This is a genomic window from Cellvibrio sp. KY-YJ-3 (genome assembly GCF_008806955.1).
Lineage (GTDB): Bacteria > Pseudomonadota > Gammaproteobacteria > Pseudomonadales > Cellvibrionaceae > Cellvibrio.
In genome coordinates this window covers 4470076-4489528 of sequence record NZ_CP031727.1, presented here as the reverse complement: position 1 = coordinate 4489528, position 19453 = coordinate 4470076, and the positions used below count along the sequence as shown (strand labels likewise).

At 49.0% G+C, this 19453-nt stretch carries 17 protein-coding genes and 1 tRNA gene; 5 read left to right on the top strand and 13 right to left on the bottom strand.

Translation table 11 applies throughout. The features are described from left to right. Positions 1–126: 126 nt before the first annotated feature. The 4 genes from D0B88_RS19050 to D0B88_RS18950 form a co-directional block, all read right to left on the bottom strand. Complete coding sequence (locus tag D0B88_RS19050; protein WP_191966474.1) at positions 127–264, bottom strand: hypothetical protein; 138 nt, start codon at positions 262–264, stop codon at positions 127–129. After that, positions 212–424, bottom strand: coding sequence for an Hpt domain-containing protein (locus D0B88_RS19310; RefSeq protein WP_151059524.1), 213 nt, complete (start codon positions 422–424; stop codon positions 212–214). The genes D0B88_RS19050 and D0B88_RS19310 overlap by 53 nt, the downstream gene beginning before the upstream one ends. Positions 425–540: 116 nt before the next feature. Next, positions 541–1962, bottom strand: coding sequence for an ATP-binding protein (locus tag D0B88_RS18955; protein ID WP_151059116.1), 1422 nt, complete (start codon positions 1960–1962; stop codon positions 541–543). A gap of 8 nt (positions 1963–1970) precedes the next feature. Then, positions 1971–3881 (bottom strand): PAS domain-containing protein, encoded by a 1911-nt coding sequence (locus D0B88_RS18950; protein WP_151059114.1) that lies wholly within the window; start codon positions 3879–3881, stop codon positions 1971–1973. A gap of 167 nt (positions 3882–4048) precedes the next feature. On the opposite strand from D0B88_RS18950, the gene D0B88_RS18945 reads away from it, so the two are divergent. After that, positions 4049–5251 (top strand): PAS domain-containing protein, encoded by a 1203-nt coding sequence (locus D0B88_RS18945; RefSeq protein WP_007644754.1) that lies wholly within the window; start codon positions 4049–4051, stop codon positions 5249–5251. 25 nt (positions 5252–5276) lie between these two features. On the opposite strand, the gene D0B88_RS18940 is transcribed toward D0B88_RS18945, so the two are convergent. From D0B88_RS18940 to rpsU, 6 genes are all read right to left on the bottom strand, one after another. Beyond that, positions 5277–7433: a hypothetical protein gene (locus D0B88_RS18940; RefSeq protein ID WP_151059112.1), complete on the bottom strand. Its 2157-nt coding sequence runs from the start codon at positions 7431–7433 to the stop codon at positions 5277–5279. Between the two features lie 307 nt (positions 7434–7740). Continuing rightward, positions 7741–7817: transfer RNA gene (locus tag D0B88_RS18935), tRNA-Ile, on the bottom strand. Between the two features lie 145 nt (positions 7818–7962). Beyond that, positions 7963–9819, bottom strand: a complete 1857-nt coding sequence (gene rpoD / locus D0B88_RS18930) for an RNA polymerase sigma factor RpoD (protein WP_151059111.1) — start codon at positions 9817–9819, stop codon at positions 7963–7965. Positions 9820–9968: 149 nt separating this feature from the next. Continuing rightward, on the bottom strand, positions 9969–12029 hold the full coding sequence (gene dnaG / locus D0B88_RS18925; RefSeq protein ID WP_151059109.1) for a DNA primase: 2061 nt from the start codon (positions 12027–12029) through the stop codon (positions 9969–9971). Between the two features lie 70 nt (positions 12030–12099). Continuing rightward, positions 12100–12555 (bottom strand): GatB/YqeY domain-containing protein, encoded by a 456-nt coding sequence (locus D0B88_RS18920; protein ID WP_151059107.1) that lies wholly within the window; start codon positions 12553–12555, stop codon positions 12100–12102. A 130-nt stretch (positions 12556–12685) separates the two neighbouring features. Next, positions 12686–12901 (bottom strand): 30S ribosomal protein S21, encoded by a 216-nt coding sequence (gene rpsU / locus D0B88_RS18915; protein ID WP_007644759.1) that lies wholly within the window; start codon positions 12899–12901, stop codon positions 12686–12688. Between the two features lie 221 nt (positions 12902–13122). Between rpsU and tsaD the strand changes: the two genes are divergently transcribed. The 3 genes from tsaD to folK are packed head-to-tail and all read left to right on the top strand — an operon-like array spanning position 13123 to position 15046. Then, complete coding sequence (gene tsaD / locus D0B88_RS18910) at positions 13123–14151, top strand: tRNA (adenosine(37)-N6)-threonylcarbamoyltransferase complex transferase subunit TsaD (protein WP_151059105.1); 1029 nt, start codon at positions 13123–13125, stop codon at positions 14149–14151. An 11-nt stretch (positions 14152–14162) separates the two neighbouring features. Next, on the top strand, positions 14163–14534 hold the full coding sequence (gene folB / locus D0B88_RS18905; protein ID WP_007644761.1) for a dihydroneopterin aldolase: 372 nt from the start codon (positions 14163–14165) through the stop codon (positions 14532–14534). Beyond that, positions 14531–15046 carry a 2-amino-4-hydroxy-6-hydroxymethyldihydropteridine diphosphokinase gene (gene folK, locus D0B88_RS18900; RefSeq protein WP_151059103.1) on the top strand — a complete coding sequence of 172 codons (516 nt, stop codon included), beginning with the start codon at positions 14531–14533 and terminating at the stop codon, positions 15044–15046. Before folB ends, folK begins: the two co-directional genes overlap by 4 nt. Positions 15047–15056: 10 nt before the next feature. Here folK and D0B88_RS18895 read toward each other — a convergent pair whose 3' ends face one another. Genes D0B88_RS18895 through D0B88_RS18885 form a run of 3 tightly spaced genes read right to left on the bottom strand, consistent with a single transcriptional unit; the run spans position 15057 to position 18047 of the window. Further along, complete coding sequence (locus tag D0B88_RS18895) at positions 15057–16022, bottom strand: magnesium transporter CorA family protein (protein ID WP_007644763.1); 966 nt, start codon at positions 16020–16022, stop codon at positions 15057–15059. Positions 16023–16046: 24 nt separating this feature from the next. Continuing rightward, positions 16047–16793 (bottom strand): pteridine reductase, encoded by a 747-nt coding sequence (locus tag D0B88_RS18890; protein ID WP_007644764.1) that lies wholly within the window; start codon positions 16791–16793, stop codon positions 16047–16049. Between the two features lie 33 nt (positions 16794–16826). Beyond that, on the bottom strand, positions 16827–18047 hold the full coding sequence (locus tag D0B88_RS18885; protein ID WP_151059101.1) for a multifunctional CCA addition/repair protein: 1221 nt from the start codon (positions 18045–18047) through the stop codon (positions 16827–16829). A 401-nt stretch (positions 18048–18448) separates the two neighbouring features. Between D0B88_RS18885 and D0B88_RS18880 the strand changes: the two genes are divergently transcribed. After that, complete coding sequence (locus tag D0B88_RS18880) at positions 18449–19444, top strand: DMT family transporter (RefSeq protein WP_151059099.1); 996 nt, start codon at positions 18449–18451, stop codon at positions 19442–19444. Positions 19445–19453: the final 9 nt, after the last annotated feature.

Sequence of the window (19453 nt, the reverse complement as noted above, 5' to 3'; positions counted from 1 at the left end):
CGCACTTGTTCTTCCATAGCAGCAGAAAATGTCCTGCTTGTTATGTCCGCAGTAAATACTCATTCCGTCACGCCCGCGGTAAATACTCTCTCCGTCATACCTGCGAACGCAGGTATCCACAAAAAATTAGTCAGCAGCTTGAGCGTTGTTATTCGCCGCCAGGTGTTGCGTTAAAAACGCAACCACCGCCTCAAACTCAGGGGTAAATAATTCAAATGCTTGTGCGAGTGAATCTCCTGTTTGGTTGTTTTGCGTGATGTTCAATCGTGTTGCAAATATCGCCCAGGGTTAATGCACCTACGGTGCGCGCGGATGATTTTAAGGTGTGGGCATGGGTGCTGAGCTGTAGCCAGTTTTGTTGTGCGTAGCGGCATTGATCTTCTGCACGAGTTGCGTTGCGCTGGTTAAAAAGTCTCGCAGGAATTCGTTGAGTATTGTTGGGTCATCACCAATTAAGTTTGCCAGAATTTGCAGGTTTATAATCCATCCGCCGGTTGTTGGCTTTCTGTATTAGTGCCCACATCTAAAACTTGCGTGTCGCTATGCAGGCATTTTGCCAAGCTCCTGGAAAGCGCATTGAGGGTAATGGGTTTGGTCAGGTAGTCGTCCATGCCCTGTGCCAGGCAAACGTTCCGCTTCGCCGCGCAGGGCATTCGCGGTTAGTGCAATAATTGGAATGCGGTTATTTTGTAGGGCTTCTTCAGCGCGAATTTTGGTTACTAATTCATAGCCATCCAGTTCAGGCATATGCAGATCCGTCAAAATTAATGCGTAAGCTTTGGTGCGCCATTTTTCTAATGCTTCTGCGCCATTGGACGCTATGTCTGTGTGGTAGCCAAGTAATTCCAGTTGATAGACAATAATTTTTTGATTGGTAGAGTTGTCCTCCACTACCAGTATCGGATTTGTTTTATCGCGCGGGGTAACTCCTTGTTCTGGTATTGCCTCGGGTGTTTTAAGCGATAGCGCCGCCTGCGCATTATTTTCTATGGGCAAGCGCAAACGTACAATAAATTCAGCGCCCTGATCTGGCTCGCTTAGCAGGCGTACACTGCCGTGCATTAGTTGGATCAAGCCGTGAGTAATGCTCAGGCCAAGGCCCGTGCCGCCAAAATGGCGATTCGTAGAGGCATCTGCCTGCACAAAAGGTTTAAATAATCGCGCCTGGCTTTCTTTGTTTAATCCAATCCCATTATCTTTTACTGCTATTTCAAATTCTGCGTCGGTTAGTGTTTTTTCAATGAGTTGGATACTGATGTTAACCATACCTTGTGGTTTTCGTTTGCTGGAAAATTTAATCGCATTGCTAATTAAGTTGAGCAGAATTTGCCTGAGCCGCTGTTCATCACCGCGCAGTAGTTCGGGTAAATTATTGTCGGTATTAATACTGAGTTTTACGTTGGAATAAGCGGCGGCTGGCTCCATGAGCTGCACTATTTTTTTGAGTGTGGTGCCGGGTGAAAAGGGCAGGGATTCCAATTCAAGACGGCCAGCTTCTATTTTGGAAAAATCCAGAATGTCTTCAATGATATTGAGCAGCGACATAGCGGAGTCGCGAATAATATCCACCATTTCGGTTTGGTATGCGCGCAGCTGGGTTTGTTGTAAAACATCGACCATGCCGATAACACCATTAATGGGTGTGCGTATCTCATGGCTCATGGTGGCCAGGAAATTGGATTTTGCTTTGCTAGCCAGTTCCGCCAATTGGTGGGCTTGTTCCAGTTCAGCAATACGTTTGCGCTCGGTAATATTGCGCTCAACCGCAATCCAATGGGTAAAGGTGCCCTGGCTGTCGGCAATGGGTACCAAGTCCATTTCAACTTCTACTTGCACGCCGGACTTGGTGCTGTTTGTTAATTCGGCGCGCACCGCGTGATAATTTTTTAACGCATGGCGGACTTTATCCAATTCACTTTGCTGGGCGTTATTGCCGCGCAGAAAGCGTGGGTTTTTGTGCATCACTTCATTTAGGCTATAGCCATTAATTTTTCGAATGCCGGGTTTACAAATAAAATTTCTGGCCCTGCTTCTTCATTTTGCACGGCATTAGTAATAATGACCATGTCGTTCATGTGCGCGATACAGGCTTCCATCAGGCGCAATTGCTGTTCGTTTTCGCGCCGCGAGGTTATATCCTGAAAATAGACAGCAAGCCCTTCGGAGGAGGGGTAGGCATTTACAATGAACCATCGCCCGAGCGGCGCATAAAATGCTTCAAAGGTAGTTTTCTCGCCCGTGGCTACGGCTTTTTTATAGTGAAATTCAAAATCACTATTGAGTGTTTGTGGAAATTCTCGCCACATAGTTTTGCCCAACAGCTCTGAGCGAGTGCGGTGCAAAAGCTGCTCAGCTTCCTGATTGATATAAGTAAAATTCCAGTCGGTATCCATAGTGATAAATGCGTCGGTAATACTTTCCAGCGTGACCGACAGTCGGTCAGCAAGCGTCTGTGCTCTTTCTTCATTGGTTTTGGTGTCGTGAATGTCAATGGCGCTGCCGTACCAGCGCACCACTTCATGCTGTGCATTAAACACAGGAACCGCTCGGGCAAGGTGCCAGCGATATATTCCATCTGCCTGGCGCAACCTGAACTCCGTGAGATAGAGATCATTATGCCGGGTGGCGTTTTGCCATGCATTGCCCGCGAGTAATTGATCGTCATGATGAACGACTTGCAGCCAGTCACTCTGATTGGTTATACGCGTCTGATCAACTCCGGTGTATTCGCTGAAGCGATTGTTAACATAATCAATCGTACCGTCGGATGTTGCCGACCAAATAATAATGGGCAGTGCATTGGCAAGTTGTTGTAAGCGCTGACCGCCTTGGGCGAGCAAGGTGGCGGCATGTTTTTGTTCGGTGATATCTTGGAAGGATCCTTCAAGACGAATTATTTTTCCCTGCTGATCGCGCATGGCTTCGCCCTGAGTGCGTATCCATAAATAGCGCCCACCGGCAGTGATAATTTGCAATTCTTCATCGTAAGGAATACCAGCATCAAGGCAGCGATTGATTGCCTCAACAATCACTTTACGCCAGCGCGGCGGGTACATGTCCAGACCTTTCAGGAGCGGCATGGTGGAGTGGGGTGGCAGCTCCAAAATTTTACACACCTCATCATCCAAACTAACTTTATTGGTGCGAACATCCAAAGACCAGCTGCCAAGGCGGGCAATGCGTGCGGCCTGGCGCAGTTGGCTTTCTTGTTGGCGCAAGCGCTGCTCAATGTGTTTGCGGTGGGTAATATCTGTGGCGAGGCCGGCGATGCGATAGACCTTGCCTTGTTCATCGCGAATGGGAAAAGCCCGATCTTCTATCCAGCGAATATTGCCATCAGGGCGAATAATGCGATATTCGCGGTGATAATTTCCGCGCGCTTGATCGGACAGTGCCTGTAATAATCCAGCTCTATCTTCAGGGTGAATGGGGTCCAGCCACGTCGCCGGGTTGTCGTACAGTGAATCGCATGGGCGCCCCCAAATACGTTCATAGCCGGGAGAAATGTAGAGCATTTTGTTTTTCTCTACATCGGTTAACCAAAACACTTCACTAATCGTTTCAGCTAATTCCCTGAAATATGTTTCGCGCTCTGCGAGTGACCTTCCATTGCGCACACGCGATAATTCAAACAGCCATGTCATGACAAAAATGATAACCAACAAGGCAAATACCACAATCAGCGCCATATAAAAGGATAAATCGCTATCGCCGGGCATAGGTGCAGTGTTTGAAAACTTGTGTGACAGTTTAATTTGCTGCCTGTGATAGACGTGAAATGCAGCAAGTAGCATGCATAAAAACAAGGCGCTGGAGGACAATACCCACACCCACAGGCGGGAGTGAGTCGATCCGGGAGGGGAGTACTTGAGTTCACCCATAGGTTACTTGCCTTGCAATTTTTTTCGTTAGATGCGCAATAAATAGCTAGCATAAAGTAGGAGTTTAGCTCAGCCTTGATAATTGACGAGACAATTGCGAGCCTGGTGCCAGCGGGTTGGTTTTATCCTGCGGCAATGATGGATTAAGCGCGTGTGCGAGGTTCACTATGACAGACCCATTTTCACCATTCCCATTTGTGTCGCGCACCTTGTGTGGCTGGGCAAGTGTTGTGGGTTTGGTCGCTGTTTTTATTACCGATTGGTTTACGCCTTTGGGGTTTGGCCACGGCATGTTGTACAGCCCGCTTATTTTATTGGCGCTGGTTAGCGGTAGCAGGGCACTCGTGTTGGGTGTTGCTTTATGTGCAATTTTATTCACTTTGATCGGGATGCTAATGTCGCCCGACGCGCCAGATATCCCGACAATAAACACTGTATTTGCCAATCGCGTGTTATCGATTTTATTAATTGTATTTACCACCGGGTTATCGCTGTGGTTGCTAATTAATGTGCAGCGTTTGAATAGCGCGACAGAAAAATTAATGGCTACCCAGCAGCGCTTGTCAGAGCAGCACCATTTATTGCGAATCGCGAGCCAAGTTGGTCACTTGGGTGGCTGGACAGTCACTGTGCCGGAGGAGCAGGTGAGCTGGACAGATGAAGTGGCGAACATGCATCACCTGCCGCCCGGCTATCATCCCAGCGTTGAAGAAGCACTTAATTTTTATCATCCGGATTATCGCGAACATGTGCGCAAATTGGTGCGCGATTGCATGGAGCAAGGCATCGCATTTGATGATGAGGTGCAGCTACTAACCAGTGACAACGAGGTGTTATGGGTACGAATTATGGGAACGGCACTGCGCGATCAGCAAGATAAAGTTATTCGTATACAAGGCGCTATTCAGGATATTAGCCAGCGCAAACAAGTGGAAAATTTAATTAAACTCAGCCATGAAAAATTTTCCAACCTCGCCGATGCTATGCCAATTGCTGTGTGGAGTGCGCAAGCCAATGGGGTGGTGGATTATGTCAACCGAGCGCTGAGTGATTACAGCGGGCTTGCCGTAGAGGAGTTAGTACAGCCCGGTCGCTGGTTAAGTATTTTGCATCCGGATGATTATGATCGCGCCGAGGCTTACTGGAGTGAGTCGGTTGATACCGGTATGGATTATGTTATTGAATTTAGAATTCGCCGGAAGGATGGCGAATATCGCTGGCATTTAACCCGCGCCCAGCCTGTGCGCAATGAGCAGGGTATTATCACTAAATGGTACGGTGGAACGGTGGATATTCACGAGCATAAAATGCTTGAACGCGAGCATCAACTAATCGTAGATCGCCTGCTGCAGAGTTTGAAGTCCTCATAGCCCTCGAACTTTTTCAACGGCGCAATTATTTTTTCTCCAGCAACGCAATAATATCCTGGGTGTATTTATCAATTGTTTTGCTTTCGCTCAGCATTAAATCCATGCGTTGATAACACTCGCTGATGGCATTATCAAACACGGATTTGACTGCAGGCGATGGATTCATGAGTTTAACCGAGGCTTCTACTTCACGCGTAAAATCAATAATAATGCCTTTGGCATCGTTGGATTGAGCGTGATGCCTGACCTTGATCTGCGCAAGGGTAGAACTGATTTTGTGTAGTGCAGAACTCATTGCAGAATCGTGTCTGGATAATTTTATCTGCGAATCCAAATGACCAATCGTTGAGTTGAGTAACTGCACTAGCGTATCCAGTGTTGTCTCCATCAAGGCTTGTGCTTCATCTTCATCCGGTGGGTTGCGGATAATCACGCGGACATGCGGGCGAAAAAACAGTATGCCTTCATTGGTGTAGCCAATCGCGCTATTGCTATCCTGGATCTTTAAAGACTTTTGTTCTTGTGGCGAGGTTTTTCCATCCGAGTAGTGTTCGATTTTGTCCAGTTCACTATCCAAATAGAAACCATAAGCAATATTCATGGATTTTAATGTTGAGGCCAATAATTGCGCGATGGATTCGATGTTGTTGCAGTCCAATAATTGGGTGGCAAATTTATTCACTATGCTGGCCTGTGAATATTGCTCGATGGTTTGATGCAGTTGGGACGACATGTGCTCAATATCGCGATTGAGTCGTTCAATATCCGGGTGCTGCAGTTTTTCATGCTCATCGGTCATCTGGTCGCGCAATAATTCCACTTCACTCTCAAGTGTTTCTATGCAGTACTCACACTCTTTTACCAGTCGTTCCAGTTTTACAATTTCCTGCCCTTTCTCTGCCTTTAAGGTTTCATCCTCAGTGTTCAGCATGGACTCACGCAGCAAACTAATTTCTGAATTGAGTTCTAGAATTAACTTGCGTTGATTTTGATTATTGCTGCGCAGTTTTTCAATTTCCTCTAGCGAGCGCTGCGGCCCACCATCTTCTGCCCAAGAGAGCACCTCATTTTCACTGCCTGTTTCAGTACTGGATGGTTCAGTGCTGGATAGTTCAGCGCCGGGTTGATCAGTAGTGGATTGATCGGTTATTTCTTTGTGGGTGGTGGGGTAAAGGGCTGCATCTTGTTCCATTTGTTTGAACTGTTGGATGTTGTCGCGCGCACTTTTCAGTTCTTTTTGTAAATTAGTGATGTGGTGATCAGATTTGAGTATGTCAATTTCGAGGGCTTTAACTTTTTCCTCAAATTTTTCTTTTTCTCCTCTCTCCAGGTGAGTAAACGAATTATTCAGATTGTCTGTTAGTTGATTCAGTAATCCCTGCTTTCTTTGGCTGATATCGTTGATGTTTGCTATTTGAAAAATACTTCCTTCGTAGGCATGTGTTGCCCGTTCGTGGCGCTGATAGGCAGAGCTTTCTTTCTCATCGGAATCCAATGTGGCCGCGATACTGCTAGTAGGGAATGCACGCTGAAACGCATTGATCATGGTTTGTAGCTTGCGAATGCTATCGCGCTGGTTTTTATTTTGCTCGGTTAGCGATTCACTTTTTTGTCGCGCCAGTGTCAATTGGCGTTTCAGGCGGGAGTTTTCTACCTCTTGTTTTTTTAAACTATCAATTTTTTCCTGCAGTTGTTTAATGCGGCCGCCACTGAGGTTTTGCTGTTTTGGCATGTTGCGCACCCAGCGCACTATGTCTGCCAGTTTTTTTTCCAGGACCAACCAGTTTTCCGGGCTATTTTGTTTGGTGCGATTTTCCGCCTCGGCCATCGCCACCAAGTAGCGTAGGGCTGCAATTTTGGCGCTAAATGGGGTGTCAGGCGACAAGGTAGGTATGCCGCCAGGAACTATTTTTTTGAATCGCTCAATAGAATATTGCGCGATGCTATGCAGGAAAATACCTACAGTATCGCCATGCAATTTTTCTGGAATTGCGTTGTTATCAGCAAAATTAAGTTCGCTAAGGATATGTCGTGTTCTTTTGCGTAACTCTTTATATTCCTCTTCAAGAGTGTCGCGTTCTTTTTTTAGTCTTATTGTTATAAAGATTAAAAAAGTGCAGCACACCAGCAGCAAAAAAATCACTTCACCCAGAATTAATGGAAGGCTACCCGGCACTGACATTAGCTATATCTCCTTTCTTTGGTCTCAGTATAGCCGTGACCTCGGGAAAAGCTGGTTGCGATTTAGTGGTGTGCTCAGAGCAAGGAGTCGTGCATAGGTGCGCGAATCGGGAGCCTGTGCACAGCACTTCGGAAGCGTTTTTAAATGAAGACGGAGTCGGGTTAAGCTTGGGTATTGAGGTGAGTAGAGTGTGTGGGAGAGTCGATATGATTTAGGCGCTGCCAACTAGCGAGCCTCTGGCAAGGTATCTAACTAATTACCAGATTTAACGTGGCAAGAGCATCAATATATAGATGCTCACCGGAAATGGTGGGCCCAGCTGGACTTGAACCAGCGACCTGCCGATTATGAGTCGGATGCTCTAACCAACTGAGCTATAGGCCCCAAAGAGGAATTGCATAACTGCCGGACGGCAGAGAAACGCATTATAGAGACAAGTTTTGCGTGTGGCTATAGTTCGTAACTTATTGTATTGCCTAAAAAATAAAACCCGCCGAGGCGGGTTTTATTTTGTGCAGCATTTAGACAATTAATCGTCCAGGAAGCTGCGCAGGTGGTCGGAGCGTGAAGGGTGGCGCAGTTTGCGCAGCGCTTTGGCTTCAATTTGACGGATACGCTCGCGCGTTACATCAAATTGTTTGCCTACTTCTTCCAGGGTGTGGTCGGTGTGCATATCGATACCGAAACGCATACGCAGTACTTTTGCTTCACGCGCAGTAAGGCCTGCTAGCACTTCGCGAGTTGCTTCCATCAAGCCTTCCATTGTCGCTGACTCCACCGGAGAAATAATGGTGGTGTCTTCGATGAAATCGCCCAGATGTGAATCTTCATCGTCGCCGATTGGCGTTTCCATGGAGATTGGCTCTTTGGCGATTTTCAGTACTTTGCGCACTTTGTCTTCGGGCATTTCCATGCGCTCGCCGAGTTCTTCCGGCGTTGGTTCGCGGCCCATTTCCTGCAGCATTTGGCGCGATACACGGTTGAGTTTGTTGATGGTCTCAATCATGTGCACCGGAATACGAATGGTGCGCGCCTGATCCGCGATAGAACGGGTAATCGCCTGGCGAATCCACCAGGTAGCGTAAGTAGAGAATTTGTAACCGCGACGGTATTCAAATTTATCCACTGCTTTCATCAGGCCAATATTGCCTTCCTGAATCAAATCGAGGAATTGCAGGCCGCGGTTGGTGTACTTTTTCGCGATAGAAATAACCAGACGTAGGTTAGCTTCCACCATTTCTTTTTTGGCGCGACGAGCACGCGCTTCACCAATTGACATGCGACGGTTGATGTCTTTGATACTGGCGAGACTGAGGCCGCTCTCGGCTTCGATTTGTGCCAACTGCTGTTGTGCTGATTGCACATCAGGCAGTACGCGCTCAAGTTTCTCAGGCGCTTCGACTTTGCCTTTTAGAAAGTCGGGTAGCCAAGCTTCGTTGGTTTCATTGCCGGGGAATTCTTTGATAAAGGTTTTGCGCTGCATTTGTGCTCTGCGTGTACACAGATCCATAATGTGGCGCTCGTGTTTGCGCACGCTATCCAGCGCTACGCGTGCCTTGCTATAAATAGGCTCAAATTGGCGCGCAGGAAGCTTGAAGAATTTGAACAGGTCACCCAGTGCGGACAGTTCTTTTTCAGCTTGTTTACTGCCATAGCCATATTTGGCGAGTGCCTTGGTGGTTTTGTCGTGCTGTTTTTGCAGCTCTTCAAAGCGGGCACGTGCCTCTTCTGGATCTACACCTGAAACGGCTTCCTCTTCATCTTCGGTTGCTGCCTCTTCCTCTTCGTCGTCTGCGGCGGGTTTGGCTCCTGCAGCAGCAACAGGTATTTCTTCTACCTCGGCGAGGGCAGCGGGGATATCTTCTACCGGATCTAGCCAGCCGATGATTACGTCGGCCAGGCGGCGCTCCTCTTTGGCAACCAATGCGTATTCGTCCAACACTTGTTGCACGGCGCCGGGCCAGTAAGCGATGGCGTGCATTAACTCACGCACGCCTTCTTCAATGCGCTTGGCGATAACAATTTCGCCTTCGCGGGTGAGCAGCTCTACAGTGCCCATCTCGCGCATATACATACGCACTGGATCGGTGGTGCGACCGGTTTCGGTCTCCACGGCAACCAGAGCGGCAGCAGCTTCGGCGGCGGCTATCTCGTCGGCGGCGGAGTCACCATCGGTCATTAACAGGGTATCGGCGTCGGGTGCAGTTTCGTACACGCGGATACCCATGTCGTTGATCATCTGAATGATGTCTTCGACCTGATCCGGATCAGAGATGTCCTCCGGCAGGTGATCGTTTACCTCGGCATAGGTCAAATAACCCTGCTCTTTACCGCGGGCGATCAGTTCTTTAATACGGGACTGTTGCTGTTGGACGTCTTCAGACATTCGAAACCCTATTTAAAACCTGATGAGTGAAATGCAAAGCCCGAAATTATACTCCACTTGCGTGTGTGGATTCTAGGCGACATATGATTGAGGCCATGTTCTTCGGACTGTTTTGGGTCAATTTGCCGACCTTTGACCGGCTTTTGTGCTCAGTGTTGCAACTTTTTATCCAGAGCAGCGCGCACAAGCGCCTCTCTTTCCTCTTTGCTGAGTTGATTAAAGTTGGTGTTTTTCAACTTAGCCAAGGATTCATCTGCTTTTTTTTGTGTTTGCTGGAGTCGCAGCTTTTGCATCGCATGGGTGAATGCGGCTTCGGTGTCGTAGTCGGCTTTGGCAGGTTTGTCTTGCCGTGTTTGCGATATGGCATTAGCGGCTTGCAACAAATCATGGCCAGCAACGGCGGCTAATCGCTCTGTGTTTTCAGCGCCATAAATGCCCCGCCAATAGCCAATCAGATGTGACAGGTTGTAATGTGGGCGCTCATGAAGCACTTTCAAGAGCCGCCCGAGCATTTGACAGTCCAGATCATCGTCCTGCGCTAGCCATTCATCGTGATTGGGTTCCAGGCTGGAGAGGGTTGGATGGGTAAGCAGTAGCGCCAAGGCTTTGCGGACGGGGGGCATCAGGTACTTGCTGCTTGCGCGACTTTGCAAATCAGGCTGATACGGCTTGTTACCCGGCTCGCGTCGCAGGCGTGGCTCTTCGTAGAATTCGTGATAATCCGCTGGTGGCAGTTCCTGGGGGAAGTCGCCATATTCTGCGTCTGGGTATTCTGATGGTGCTGGCGGTAGGTGGTCCCACTCCGGCTCTATCCTTTTAGGAATTGCAAGGTGTGGGATGCTTTCTTCCTGTTTCTGTGGTGCAGGTGGTGCGCTAAATAGCGGTTGCATCTCGCCTTTTTGTTGCTGTTCTTGAATCAGCTCTTGCAGGATGTTGCGATTAAGCCCTGTGCGGGTGGCGAGGCTTTCAAACATCAATTCGCGGAAAACGCCTTTGGGAAGGCGATCCAGTAGTGGTGCCGCACGTTTGCTGAATGTGGCGCGGCCTTCCATAGTACGGATATTGATGCCTTCCGCAACCGCGTCGAATAAATAGTCCTCAAAGGGCACTGCCAGTTCGATCATGCGTTCGAATTTCTCCGGGCCGATTTGGCGCACGAGTGTGTCCGGGTCTTCGCCTTCGGGCAGAAACAGGAATTTTACCGTGCGCCCATCAATCATCGTATCGATGGAGGCTTCCAGAGCGCGATGGGCAGCGCTGCGACCAGCCTTGTCACCATCAAAACAAAATACGACTTCGTTGGTGTATTTAAACGCGCGATCGAGATGATCCGGTCCGCAGGCAGTGCCGAGGGTGGCAACACCGTAACCTATGCCAAACTGGGCGAGGCTGACCACATCCATATAACCCTCTACCACCAGCAAGCGCGGCAGTTCGCGGTAAGCCAGACGCGCCTCGTAAAGACCATACAATTCTTGCCCTTTATGGAACACCGGTGTTTCGGGGGAGTTCAGGTATTTGGGCTTGTCATCGCCCAGTACCCGCCCGCCAAAACCGATCACCCGCCCACGGGTATCGCGGATGGGGAACATAATGCGGTGGCGAAAACGATCGTAGAGTTTCTTTTCCTGTTCCTGATGAATCAGCATGCCGCCTTCAATCAGCAGGTGTTTGTCTTCGTCGTTTTGACCAAGGGCCTTGAGCAGGTTGTCCCAGCCGGGAGGAGCGAAACCTACACCATAGGCTTTGGCGGTTTTGCCATCCAGACCGCGATTTTTGAGGTATTTAACTGCCTGAACTTTGCTGGGGTGATGGCGCAGCTGCTGCTGGTAGAATTCGTCTGCCTTTTCCAGCAATGTATAAATGCTGCGTTTTTCCTGTTCGCGTTTGGCTTGCGCTTCGGTCTGGACTTCGCGCGGTACTTCCAGTCCGGTCAGGCGAGCAAGGGATTCAACTGCTTCGGGGAAGCTGAGCCGCTCGTAATCCATCACAAACCCCAGTGCATTGCCGCTCGCGCCACAGCCAAAACAGTAATAGAACTGCTTTTCCGGGCTTACGGTAAAGGAGGGGGTCTTTTCGTCGTGGAACGGGCAGCAGGCGCTGTAGTTTTTGCCGGTTTTGCGGAGTTTGACGCGACTATCGACCACATCGACTATATCGAGGCGGTCGAGCATGTCATCGATAAAGCTCTGGGGGATTAAACCGGCCATGAGGTGCGTCGCTTATGAGCTTATGAAATAGTGCCTGGGCTGTTGTTGCAGTCAGATAGGCTGGTGGCGATCAGTTGCTCAGTTTGGCTTTGAGCAGTTTGCTCACCTCGCCCATATCGGCGCGGCCTTGTACCTGGGGCTTGATCAGCGCCATTGCTTTGCCCATGTCGCGCATTTCGGTGACGCCTGCATCGGCAATCGCCTGGGCGACAATAGTTTCCAGCTCGGCTGCACTCAGTGCGGCGGGGAGCCAGGCTTGGATCTCGCTGATTTCGTAAGCTTCTTGGGCGGCCAGTTCGCTGCGGCCAGCGGCAAGGTATTGCTGTTCAGAATCACGGCGCTGCTTGACCATTTTATCGAGCAGGGCGAGGGCGCGAGTGTCATCAACGTCGATACGTTCATCGACTTCAATGCGTTTGAATTCAGACATCACAAGACGCAAAACCGCGACGCGCTCTTTTTCTTTAGCGCGCATCGCGGTTTTCAAGGCATCATTTATGCGGTCTTTTAGCGTTGGTTGACTCATGACTCACCGTTTGGTCAGTAATACAGGAGTGGAACGCACAACTCGTTAGATGACAGATGCAAACAAGACTAACGAGCGGAACCGGTCAAACTAAGACTATGGCTGCCGAATGTGAGTGGCAGCTAACAACTTAGTACAGACGGGTAAACTTTTTAGATTCGCGTTGAACCTTTTTAGCGTGACGCTTAACAGCGGCAGCAGCATCACGTTTACGAATAGTGGTTGGCTTTTCGTAGCATTCGCGAGCGCGAACATCAGCCAAAATACCTGCTTTTTCACACGCGCGCTTGAAGCGACGCAGAGCTACATCAAAGGGTTCGTTTTCTTTAATTTTTACTGAAGGCATGCTGTTACCTTTAAAAGAGTGCTTAAAAATGATGTCTTGAGGATAGCTACAGGCGTGTAAACACCGCGAAGTATCCGAGGGGTGCGGATTCTATACACTTATTATGGCGGTCGCAACCTTGGGCGCTTCACTGGTGCTGGGTTTTCGTGAGTCCAGCCTTTATCATGGCGCCCTGTTTTTCGGGTTGCTGTCCGGCATGTGGGTCGGGTGAGGTTCTTTGTATGCGTGTACTGGGTTTGGAGACATCTTGTGACGAAACGGGCGTGGCTGTCTACGACAGTGAGCGCGGCCTGCTGGCGCACCGGCTTTACAGTCAGATTGCGCTCCATGCGGAATATGGCGGTGTGGTGCCTGAATTGGCATCGCGCGACCATGTGCGCAAATTATTGCCTCTGATTAATGAAGTCTTGAGTGCCAGTGGCTCCTCGCCTGCTGATATCGACGGCATTGCTTACACCTCTGGTCCCGGTTTGGTAGGGGCCTTGATGGTCGGAGCCTCTATGGGGCGAGCATTGGCTTATGCCTGGAACGTACCGGCGATTGGCGTGCACCACATGGAGGGGCATTTATTGGCGCCTATGTTGGAAGCTAATCCGCCTGCCTATCCTTTTGTGGCCTTGCTGGTTTCTGGCGGGCATACCCAGTTGGTCAAAGTGGATGCTTTGGGCGCGTATGAGTTGTTGGGGGAGTCCATCGACGATGCTGCCGGTGAGGCATTTGATAAGGCTGCCAAAATGCTGGATCTGGATTATCCCGGCGGCCCGCAAGTAGCCGCGTTGGCGGAGCAGGGGAGTGAAGGTCGCTTCAAATTTCCTCGCCCGATGGTTGACCGTCCCGGTTTGGATTTCAGCTTTAGCGGCTTAAAAACTGCCACACTCACGACGGTAAATGCTCATGCTCAGGCAAATGGTTTGCCGGATGATCAAACCTGTGCCGATATTGCCAACGCCTTTCAGGCGGCCGTGGTGGATACGCTGGTGATTAAATGCAAGCGCGCGTTGGAGCAGGCGGGAATGAAAACACTGGTGATTGCTGGTGGCGTTTCAGCCAATAAAAAGTTGCGCGCCGATTTGGAAACCCAGCTCGCCCGCATAGGCGCAAAAGTATTTTATGCGCGTCATGAATTCTGCACCGATAACGGTGCCATGATCGCCTATGCTGGCTGTCAACGCTTGCTCGCCGGACAGCACGAAGGTTTGGCAATTAATGTAAAAGCGCGCTGGCCGCTTAATACTCTCTCTCCTCTTTAAAAGAATTATTTATGGATATTGTCTACATTCGCGATTTACGTATCGACACTATTATCGGGATTTACGATTGGGAGCGCGAAGTGCGCCAGACCGTGAGTATCGATTTGGAAATGGCGAGCGATATTCGCAAGGCTGCCGCCACCGATGACATTCAATTTGCGCTCAATTACAAGGCGGTTTCCAAGCGATTAATTGCTTACGTGGAAAACCGCAATGCACTGCTGGTGGAAACGCTGGCAGAAGAAATTGCGCAGGTGATTCGCAGCGAGTTTGATGTGCCCTGGCTGCGTTTGCGTTTAAGTAAACCCGGAGCGGTGCGTGGTGCGCGCGATGTTGGGCTGATTATTGAGCGCGGGGAAAAACCGGGAGAGCGCCCGCAATGACGGCAATTTATTTAAGCTTGGGCAGTAATGTTGAGCGCTACAAACACATTACGTTGGCACTGGATGCGTTGGCAAATTTGTTGGGCGACTTAACCATATCATCAGTCTATGAAAGTAAATCCATTGGCTTTGATGGGCGTAATTTTTTTAACCTTGTAGTGGGCGCGCAGACTCGCCTCGGGATTGCCGAACTATCTGATGTATTGAAACGAATTGAAGATGAGAATGGCCGCAAGCGTAGCGGCCCGAAATTCAGCCCGCGCACTTTGGATATCGATATTTTGACTTACGGCGATTTTGTCGGCGTGGAAAGTGGAATTGAATTGCCGCGCGCCGAAATCACCAAAAATGCGTTTGTGCTTTTGCCTTTGGCTGAAATTGCACCGCAGATACGTCATCCGCAGCTACAAAAAACCTATGCTGAGTTGTGGCAGGCCTATGATCAAAGCTCCCAATCCTTATGGGCAATTGATTTTGAGTGGCAAGGCAGAAAAATTTCGACCCAGCATTAGGTATGCTTGCCTAGAGCCATTTCTTATAAGCAATTCCACCGAAACCGGCAGCAATTACCAGCATGGCGCCAAGTGTATAAAAATAGCCATTGGGTTCGCGCAGTTCTGGCATATTTTCAAAGTTCATGCCGTAGATGCCGGCGATAAATGTCAGCGGGACAAAAATTGCCGTGATCACCGTGAGTACGCGCATGGTGCTGTTCAATTGATGTGAGCTGATTGATAAATAGCCGTTGATTAAATCCCCGCAAATTTCATAGTACATAGTGCACAAACCATGTAGCCGCTCGCAGCGCTCAAATAAATCTTGTAGCGCGTGTTCTATATCGCCATCTTCTTCGATGAGTTGTTGGGGAATATCTTGTAATAAATTAGTGACTAGCTTTTCGTGGTAGCTAAAAATTCGTTTTAGTTTGCGCAGGCGCGCTTGGTAAGCAATCAGTTCACGCATCACTTCATCATTGGGCTTTTCCTGCATGGAGTCTTCAAGTTCAGTAAGCGAGGGTTCAAAAGCCAGAATTGCTTCCAAGTAGCGGCCAACAGAAAAACGCATAATGCGCGATGCCAACAAGCCGGGGCTAACCAATAAATTTTCAGTCTGCGCATTTTCCCAATAATGATTAATGCCCATGGAATGGCGCGGATGACAACTGATGAGGCAGCGTTCACCTGCAAATAATGCGATAGTCATTTGCTGGATGGTCAGGTCTTTATTAAATTCGGTAATGCCGCGATATAAAATGAGCGTGTAATTGTCAAAGGTTTCAGTTTTTGGTGGGTGACGAAAGCGCTGCACGTCTTCGATAGCGAGCGGATGACACCCCATAGACAGTAAAAAGTTTTTTTCGATGGGCGCTTCCTCACCCAGTAAATCTACCCAAATAAAACTATTAACATTCTCGCGCCAGCGTTGCACCAATTCATCGCCGCCTGTCAGCCACTCACCAGTCGCCAAAAGTAATTGTGCTCTGATCATTATACGTTCCTGCGTTTCTTTGAGTTAAATTGTGAGTGAGCGACCGCCATCGACCGCCAGTATCTGACCGGTAACATAGGGCGCGTCATTCACTAAAAATAAAATTGCTTTGGCGATATCCTGTGCCTGCCCGCGCTGCTGCAGCGGAATTTTACACAGCATTTTTTCTTTATCCTCATCGGATAATTTGTTTTCCTGTTCTGGCCATAGTATGGCGCCTGGTGCAATACCATTTACACGCACGCGCGGCGCAAGTTCCTGCGCCAGACTTTTGGTTAGCATTAAATTTCCAGCCTTGGCAATAGAATAGATACTGTGATTGCGCAGCGGCTTTTCGGCATAAATATCGGCAATATTAATAATACAGCCCGCCGCTGCCGTGAGTTGTGGTGCCAGTGCCTGGGCGAGAAAATAGGGGGCTTTTAAATTGGAGCCAATCAAATTATCCCAGTCATCACCACCGGCTTTCCCAAAAGGTGTGGGATAAAAACTGGAAGCGTTATTGACCAGCAGATGAATGCCTTGCCATTTCTCGCTTGCCTGTTTTGCCAGCGCGATAAGTTGTTCGTGATTATTTAAATCGGCTTTAACTGCGACAGCCGAATTTGTACGGATATTATTGAGCTCATCCACCAGTGCTAGCGCATCGGCTGCTGAGTGATGGTAGTGAATCACCAGATTAAAATTGGCAACATGCAAATGGCGCGCTATTTCTGCACCTATGCGTTTTGCTGAGCCGGTTACCAATGCAACTTTAGTGTTATGAGACATAAGGCTATTCCTGCCGGACTATGTGAGTTGTTGTCATGTATTTTTTAATGCAGTGATGAGTGCAAGTCGTTGCTTATCGAGCGCCTCACCAAATGCAGGGCCGCTTAACCCCTGTGCTTGAACTGCGGCGATATCTACATTTTTTGTAGCCTGTAAGCATCGGCGAAAATAATCGGCCTGTGGGTACTCGCGTAATTCAAAGCCCGTGCGTCCGCGCGCATCGGCTTCACAGCACAATAAAAATTGCTCAAAGCGTTCTGGCCTGCGCAGGGCATCAGTTGCATGCAATACTTTTAAAACGGTTGACGGTTTGAGTTCAAGGGCGCGATGACAGTGTGTATGCCACTGCGCGGTGATGAGTGCTAATTCTTTGAATTCTTTGGGGGCCGCCAAACGTGCGCATAGTTTTTTTACTAGCGGCAAACTGCGATCTTCATGAGCAATATGGCGCGGCCATTCTTCTGGCGGTGTTGCGGCCTTGCCTAAATCGTGCAGCAGTGTTGCAAAGCGGACGCAGGTATTGCCACCTAGTTTTACGGCTTGTTGCAGGCTCATCAGGGTATGAATACCGGTATCTATTTCAGGGTGATGAACGGCGGTTTGCGGTACACCAAACAGCGCATCAATTTCAGGAAATAGACGCGCTAGCGCATTGCAGTCGCGCAACACCTCAATAAAAATTTCCGGGTTGTTTTCACCCAGGGCGCGCTCCGTTTCTTTCCATACCCGCTCGGCAACCAAATGATCCACCTCGCCATTGGCAACCATGGTTTGCATGAGCGCAATTGTTTCTGTGGCAACACGAAATCCCAAGTCATAGTAGCGCGCGGCAAAACGGGCGATACGCAAAATGCGCACCGGGTCTTCGGCAAACGCGTGGGATACATGGCGCAATAATTTGTCAGCGAGATCTTGCTGACCGTTGTAGGGATCAATGATGTGGCCGCACTCATCTTGTGCCATAGCATTAATGGTGAGGTCGCGGCGAATCAGATCGTCTTCCAGTGTGACTTCCTTACCGCAGTAAAAACTAAAGCCGCCATAACCCTTGCCGGTTTTGCGTTCGGTGCGGGCGAGTGCATATTCCTCTTTGGTGTGCGGATGCAGGAATACCGGGAAGTCCTGCCCCACAGGCATAAAGCCACGGGCGATCATTTGCTCGGGGCTGCTGCCGACTACTACCCAATCTTTTTCGGTAACGGTGCGGCCTAATAATTTATCGCGGACTGCGCCGCCAACCAGATATGTTTTCATCGCTTTTTGTCATTACATCTTTTCATGAAAAATCAGGGCATGAGTATAGGGTAATTAATTGGATAAAAAAAATGCAAAAATGACTTGTGGCTGAACAGAAATTAAATTAACCTCGCTTTAGTTTTACAAATCCTTATAACCTTAGATCAATTAATTATGTACCAAATGAATTCCATCAAGCACGTCGCCGCACTACGACCAATTTTTTGGGCCGTGGTCATGGCGCGTTGCTTGGCGGAATTTGTTGATTAGTTGAATAATCGTTATAAACAAAGGCCGCAGCATAAAAAACTGCGGCCTTTTTGTTTTCCGGGTTTCAGTTTTTAATCAGCAATCATTGCTGACGTTGTGCTGCGGCGAATTACCAATATGTTGCTCATAGGGCAATAAGGAGTTATGCCGTGGCCGTATTTTTTGCTTATTTTTCGGTGGTGCTCATTTGGGCTACCACACCTCTTGCAATCCAATGGAGTAGCGATAGCCTGAGTTTTGTCGCGGCGGCTACTGCGCGCATGTTATTGGCCCTGGCTCTTGCACTATTTATTCATGCACTCTTGCGTCAATCGCTTCAAGCTTACTGGAAGCAGCGCAATATTTATTTTGCCGCTTCGCTGGGGATTTTTCCGAATATGCCGTTGGTGTATTGGGCGGCACAATTTATCCCTTCTGGTTTGGTTGCCGTTATTTTTGCGTTGTCACCGTTTGCTACTGGTGTGATGACGCTGATCCTTTTAAAACAAAATCCGTTTGGCATTAAACGTGTGCTCGCACTGTTGTTGGCGATTAGTGGTCTGCTGGTGATTTTTTATCAGCAAATACGTTTGGATGCCGATTCAATTTACGGTGTGGTGGGGATTTTGTTGTCCTGCGTGCTGTTTAGTTTCAGCAGTGTATGGGTCAAAAAATTAAGTGGTGATACTCAGCTGCAGGCATCCCCTTTTCAGCAGGCAACCGGCGCGTTGCTGTTTGCATTGCCGGGATTATTGCTCAGCTGGTGGTGGATGGACGGCAGCTTGCCGACGCAGGTATCACTGAAATCTGCCGGTGCCATTGTTTATTTGGCGATTGTAGGGTCGCTACTGGGAGCTGTGATGTTCTTTTTTATTTTGCAGCGGCTATCGGCGAGCGCAGTATCGCTCATCACTTTAATGACACCGGTGCTGGCCATAGTGATAGGTAAACAACTGGCCGATGAGGCGCTGCCTTTAACCACGTTAATTGGGGTGGGCATAGTACTTATCGCCCTCTTGTTGTATTCGCCCTGGTCGGTACGTGAGTGGCGGCTTGCACTGAGTGCAGCATTGTTGCGTTATTTGCGGGCGCCAGCCGCTGACGATCAAATTGACGCGCAAATCCTGCTGGAAAAGTCGCGCGAGGATGTAATTCGTTATAAGTGATAGTTATTG

What these genes read in the sequence shown, in the direction of transcription:
- D0B88_RS18920 (WP_151059107.1), bottom strand. Translation starts at nt 12,555, where the DNA reads ATGAGTCAACCAACGCTAAAAGACCGCATAAATGATGCCTTGAAAACC.
- D0B88_RS18945 (WP_007644754.1), top strand. Translation starts at nt 4,049, where the DNA reads ATGACAGACCCATTTTCACCATTCCCATTTGTGTCGCGCACCTTGTGT.
- D0B88_RS18885 (WP_151059101.1), bottom strand. Translation starts at nt 18,047, where the DNA reads ATGAAAACATATCTGGTTGGCGGCGCAGTCCGCGATAAATTATTAGGC.
- D0B88_RS18895 (WP_007644763.1), bottom strand. Translation starts at nt 16,022, where the DNA reads ATGATCAGAGCACAATTACTTTTGGCGACTGGTGAGTGGCTGACAGGC.
- dnaG (WP_151059109.1), bottom strand. Translation starts at nt 12,029, where the DNA reads ATGGCCGGTTTAATCCCCCAGAGCTTTATCGATGACATGCTCGACCGC.
- D0B88_RS18950 (WP_151059114.1), bottom strand. Translation starts at nt 3,881, where the DNA reads ATGGGTGAACTCAAGTACTCCCCTCCCGGATCGACTCACTCCCGCCTG.
- rpsU (WP_007644759.1), bottom strand. Translation starts at nt 12,901, where the DNA reads ATGCCTTCAGTAAAAATTAAAGAAAACGAACCCTTTGATGTAGCTCTG.
- D0B88_RS18890 (WP_007644764.1), bottom strand. Translation starts at nt 16,793, where the DNA reads ATGTCTCATAACACTAAAGTTGCATTGGTAACCGGCTCAGCAAAACGC.
- rpoD (WP_151059111.1), bottom strand. Translation starts at nt 9,819, where the DNA reads ATGTCTGAAGACGTCCAACAGCAACAGTCCCGTATTAAAGAACTGATC.
- tsaD (WP_151059105.1), top strand. Translation starts at nt 13,123, where the DNA reads ATGCGTGTACTGGGTTTGGAGACATCTTGTGACGAAACGGGCGTGGCT.
- D0B88_RS18955 (WP_151059116.1), bottom strand. Translation starts at nt 1,962, where the DNA reads ATGCACAAAAACCCACGCTTTCTGCGCGGCAATAACGCCCAGCAAAGT.
- D0B88_RS18940 (WP_151059112.1), bottom strand. Translation starts at nt 7,433, where the DNA reads ATGTCAGTGCCGGGTAGCCTTCCATTAATTCTGGGTGAAGTGATTTTT.
- folB (WP_007644761.1), top strand. Translation starts at nt 14,163, where the DNA reads ATGGATATTGTCTACATTCGCGATTTACGTATCGACACTATTATCGGG.
- folK (WP_151059103.1), top strand. Translation starts at nt 14,531, where the DNA reads ATGACGGCAATTTATTTAAGCTTGGGCAGTAATGTTGAGCGCTACAAA.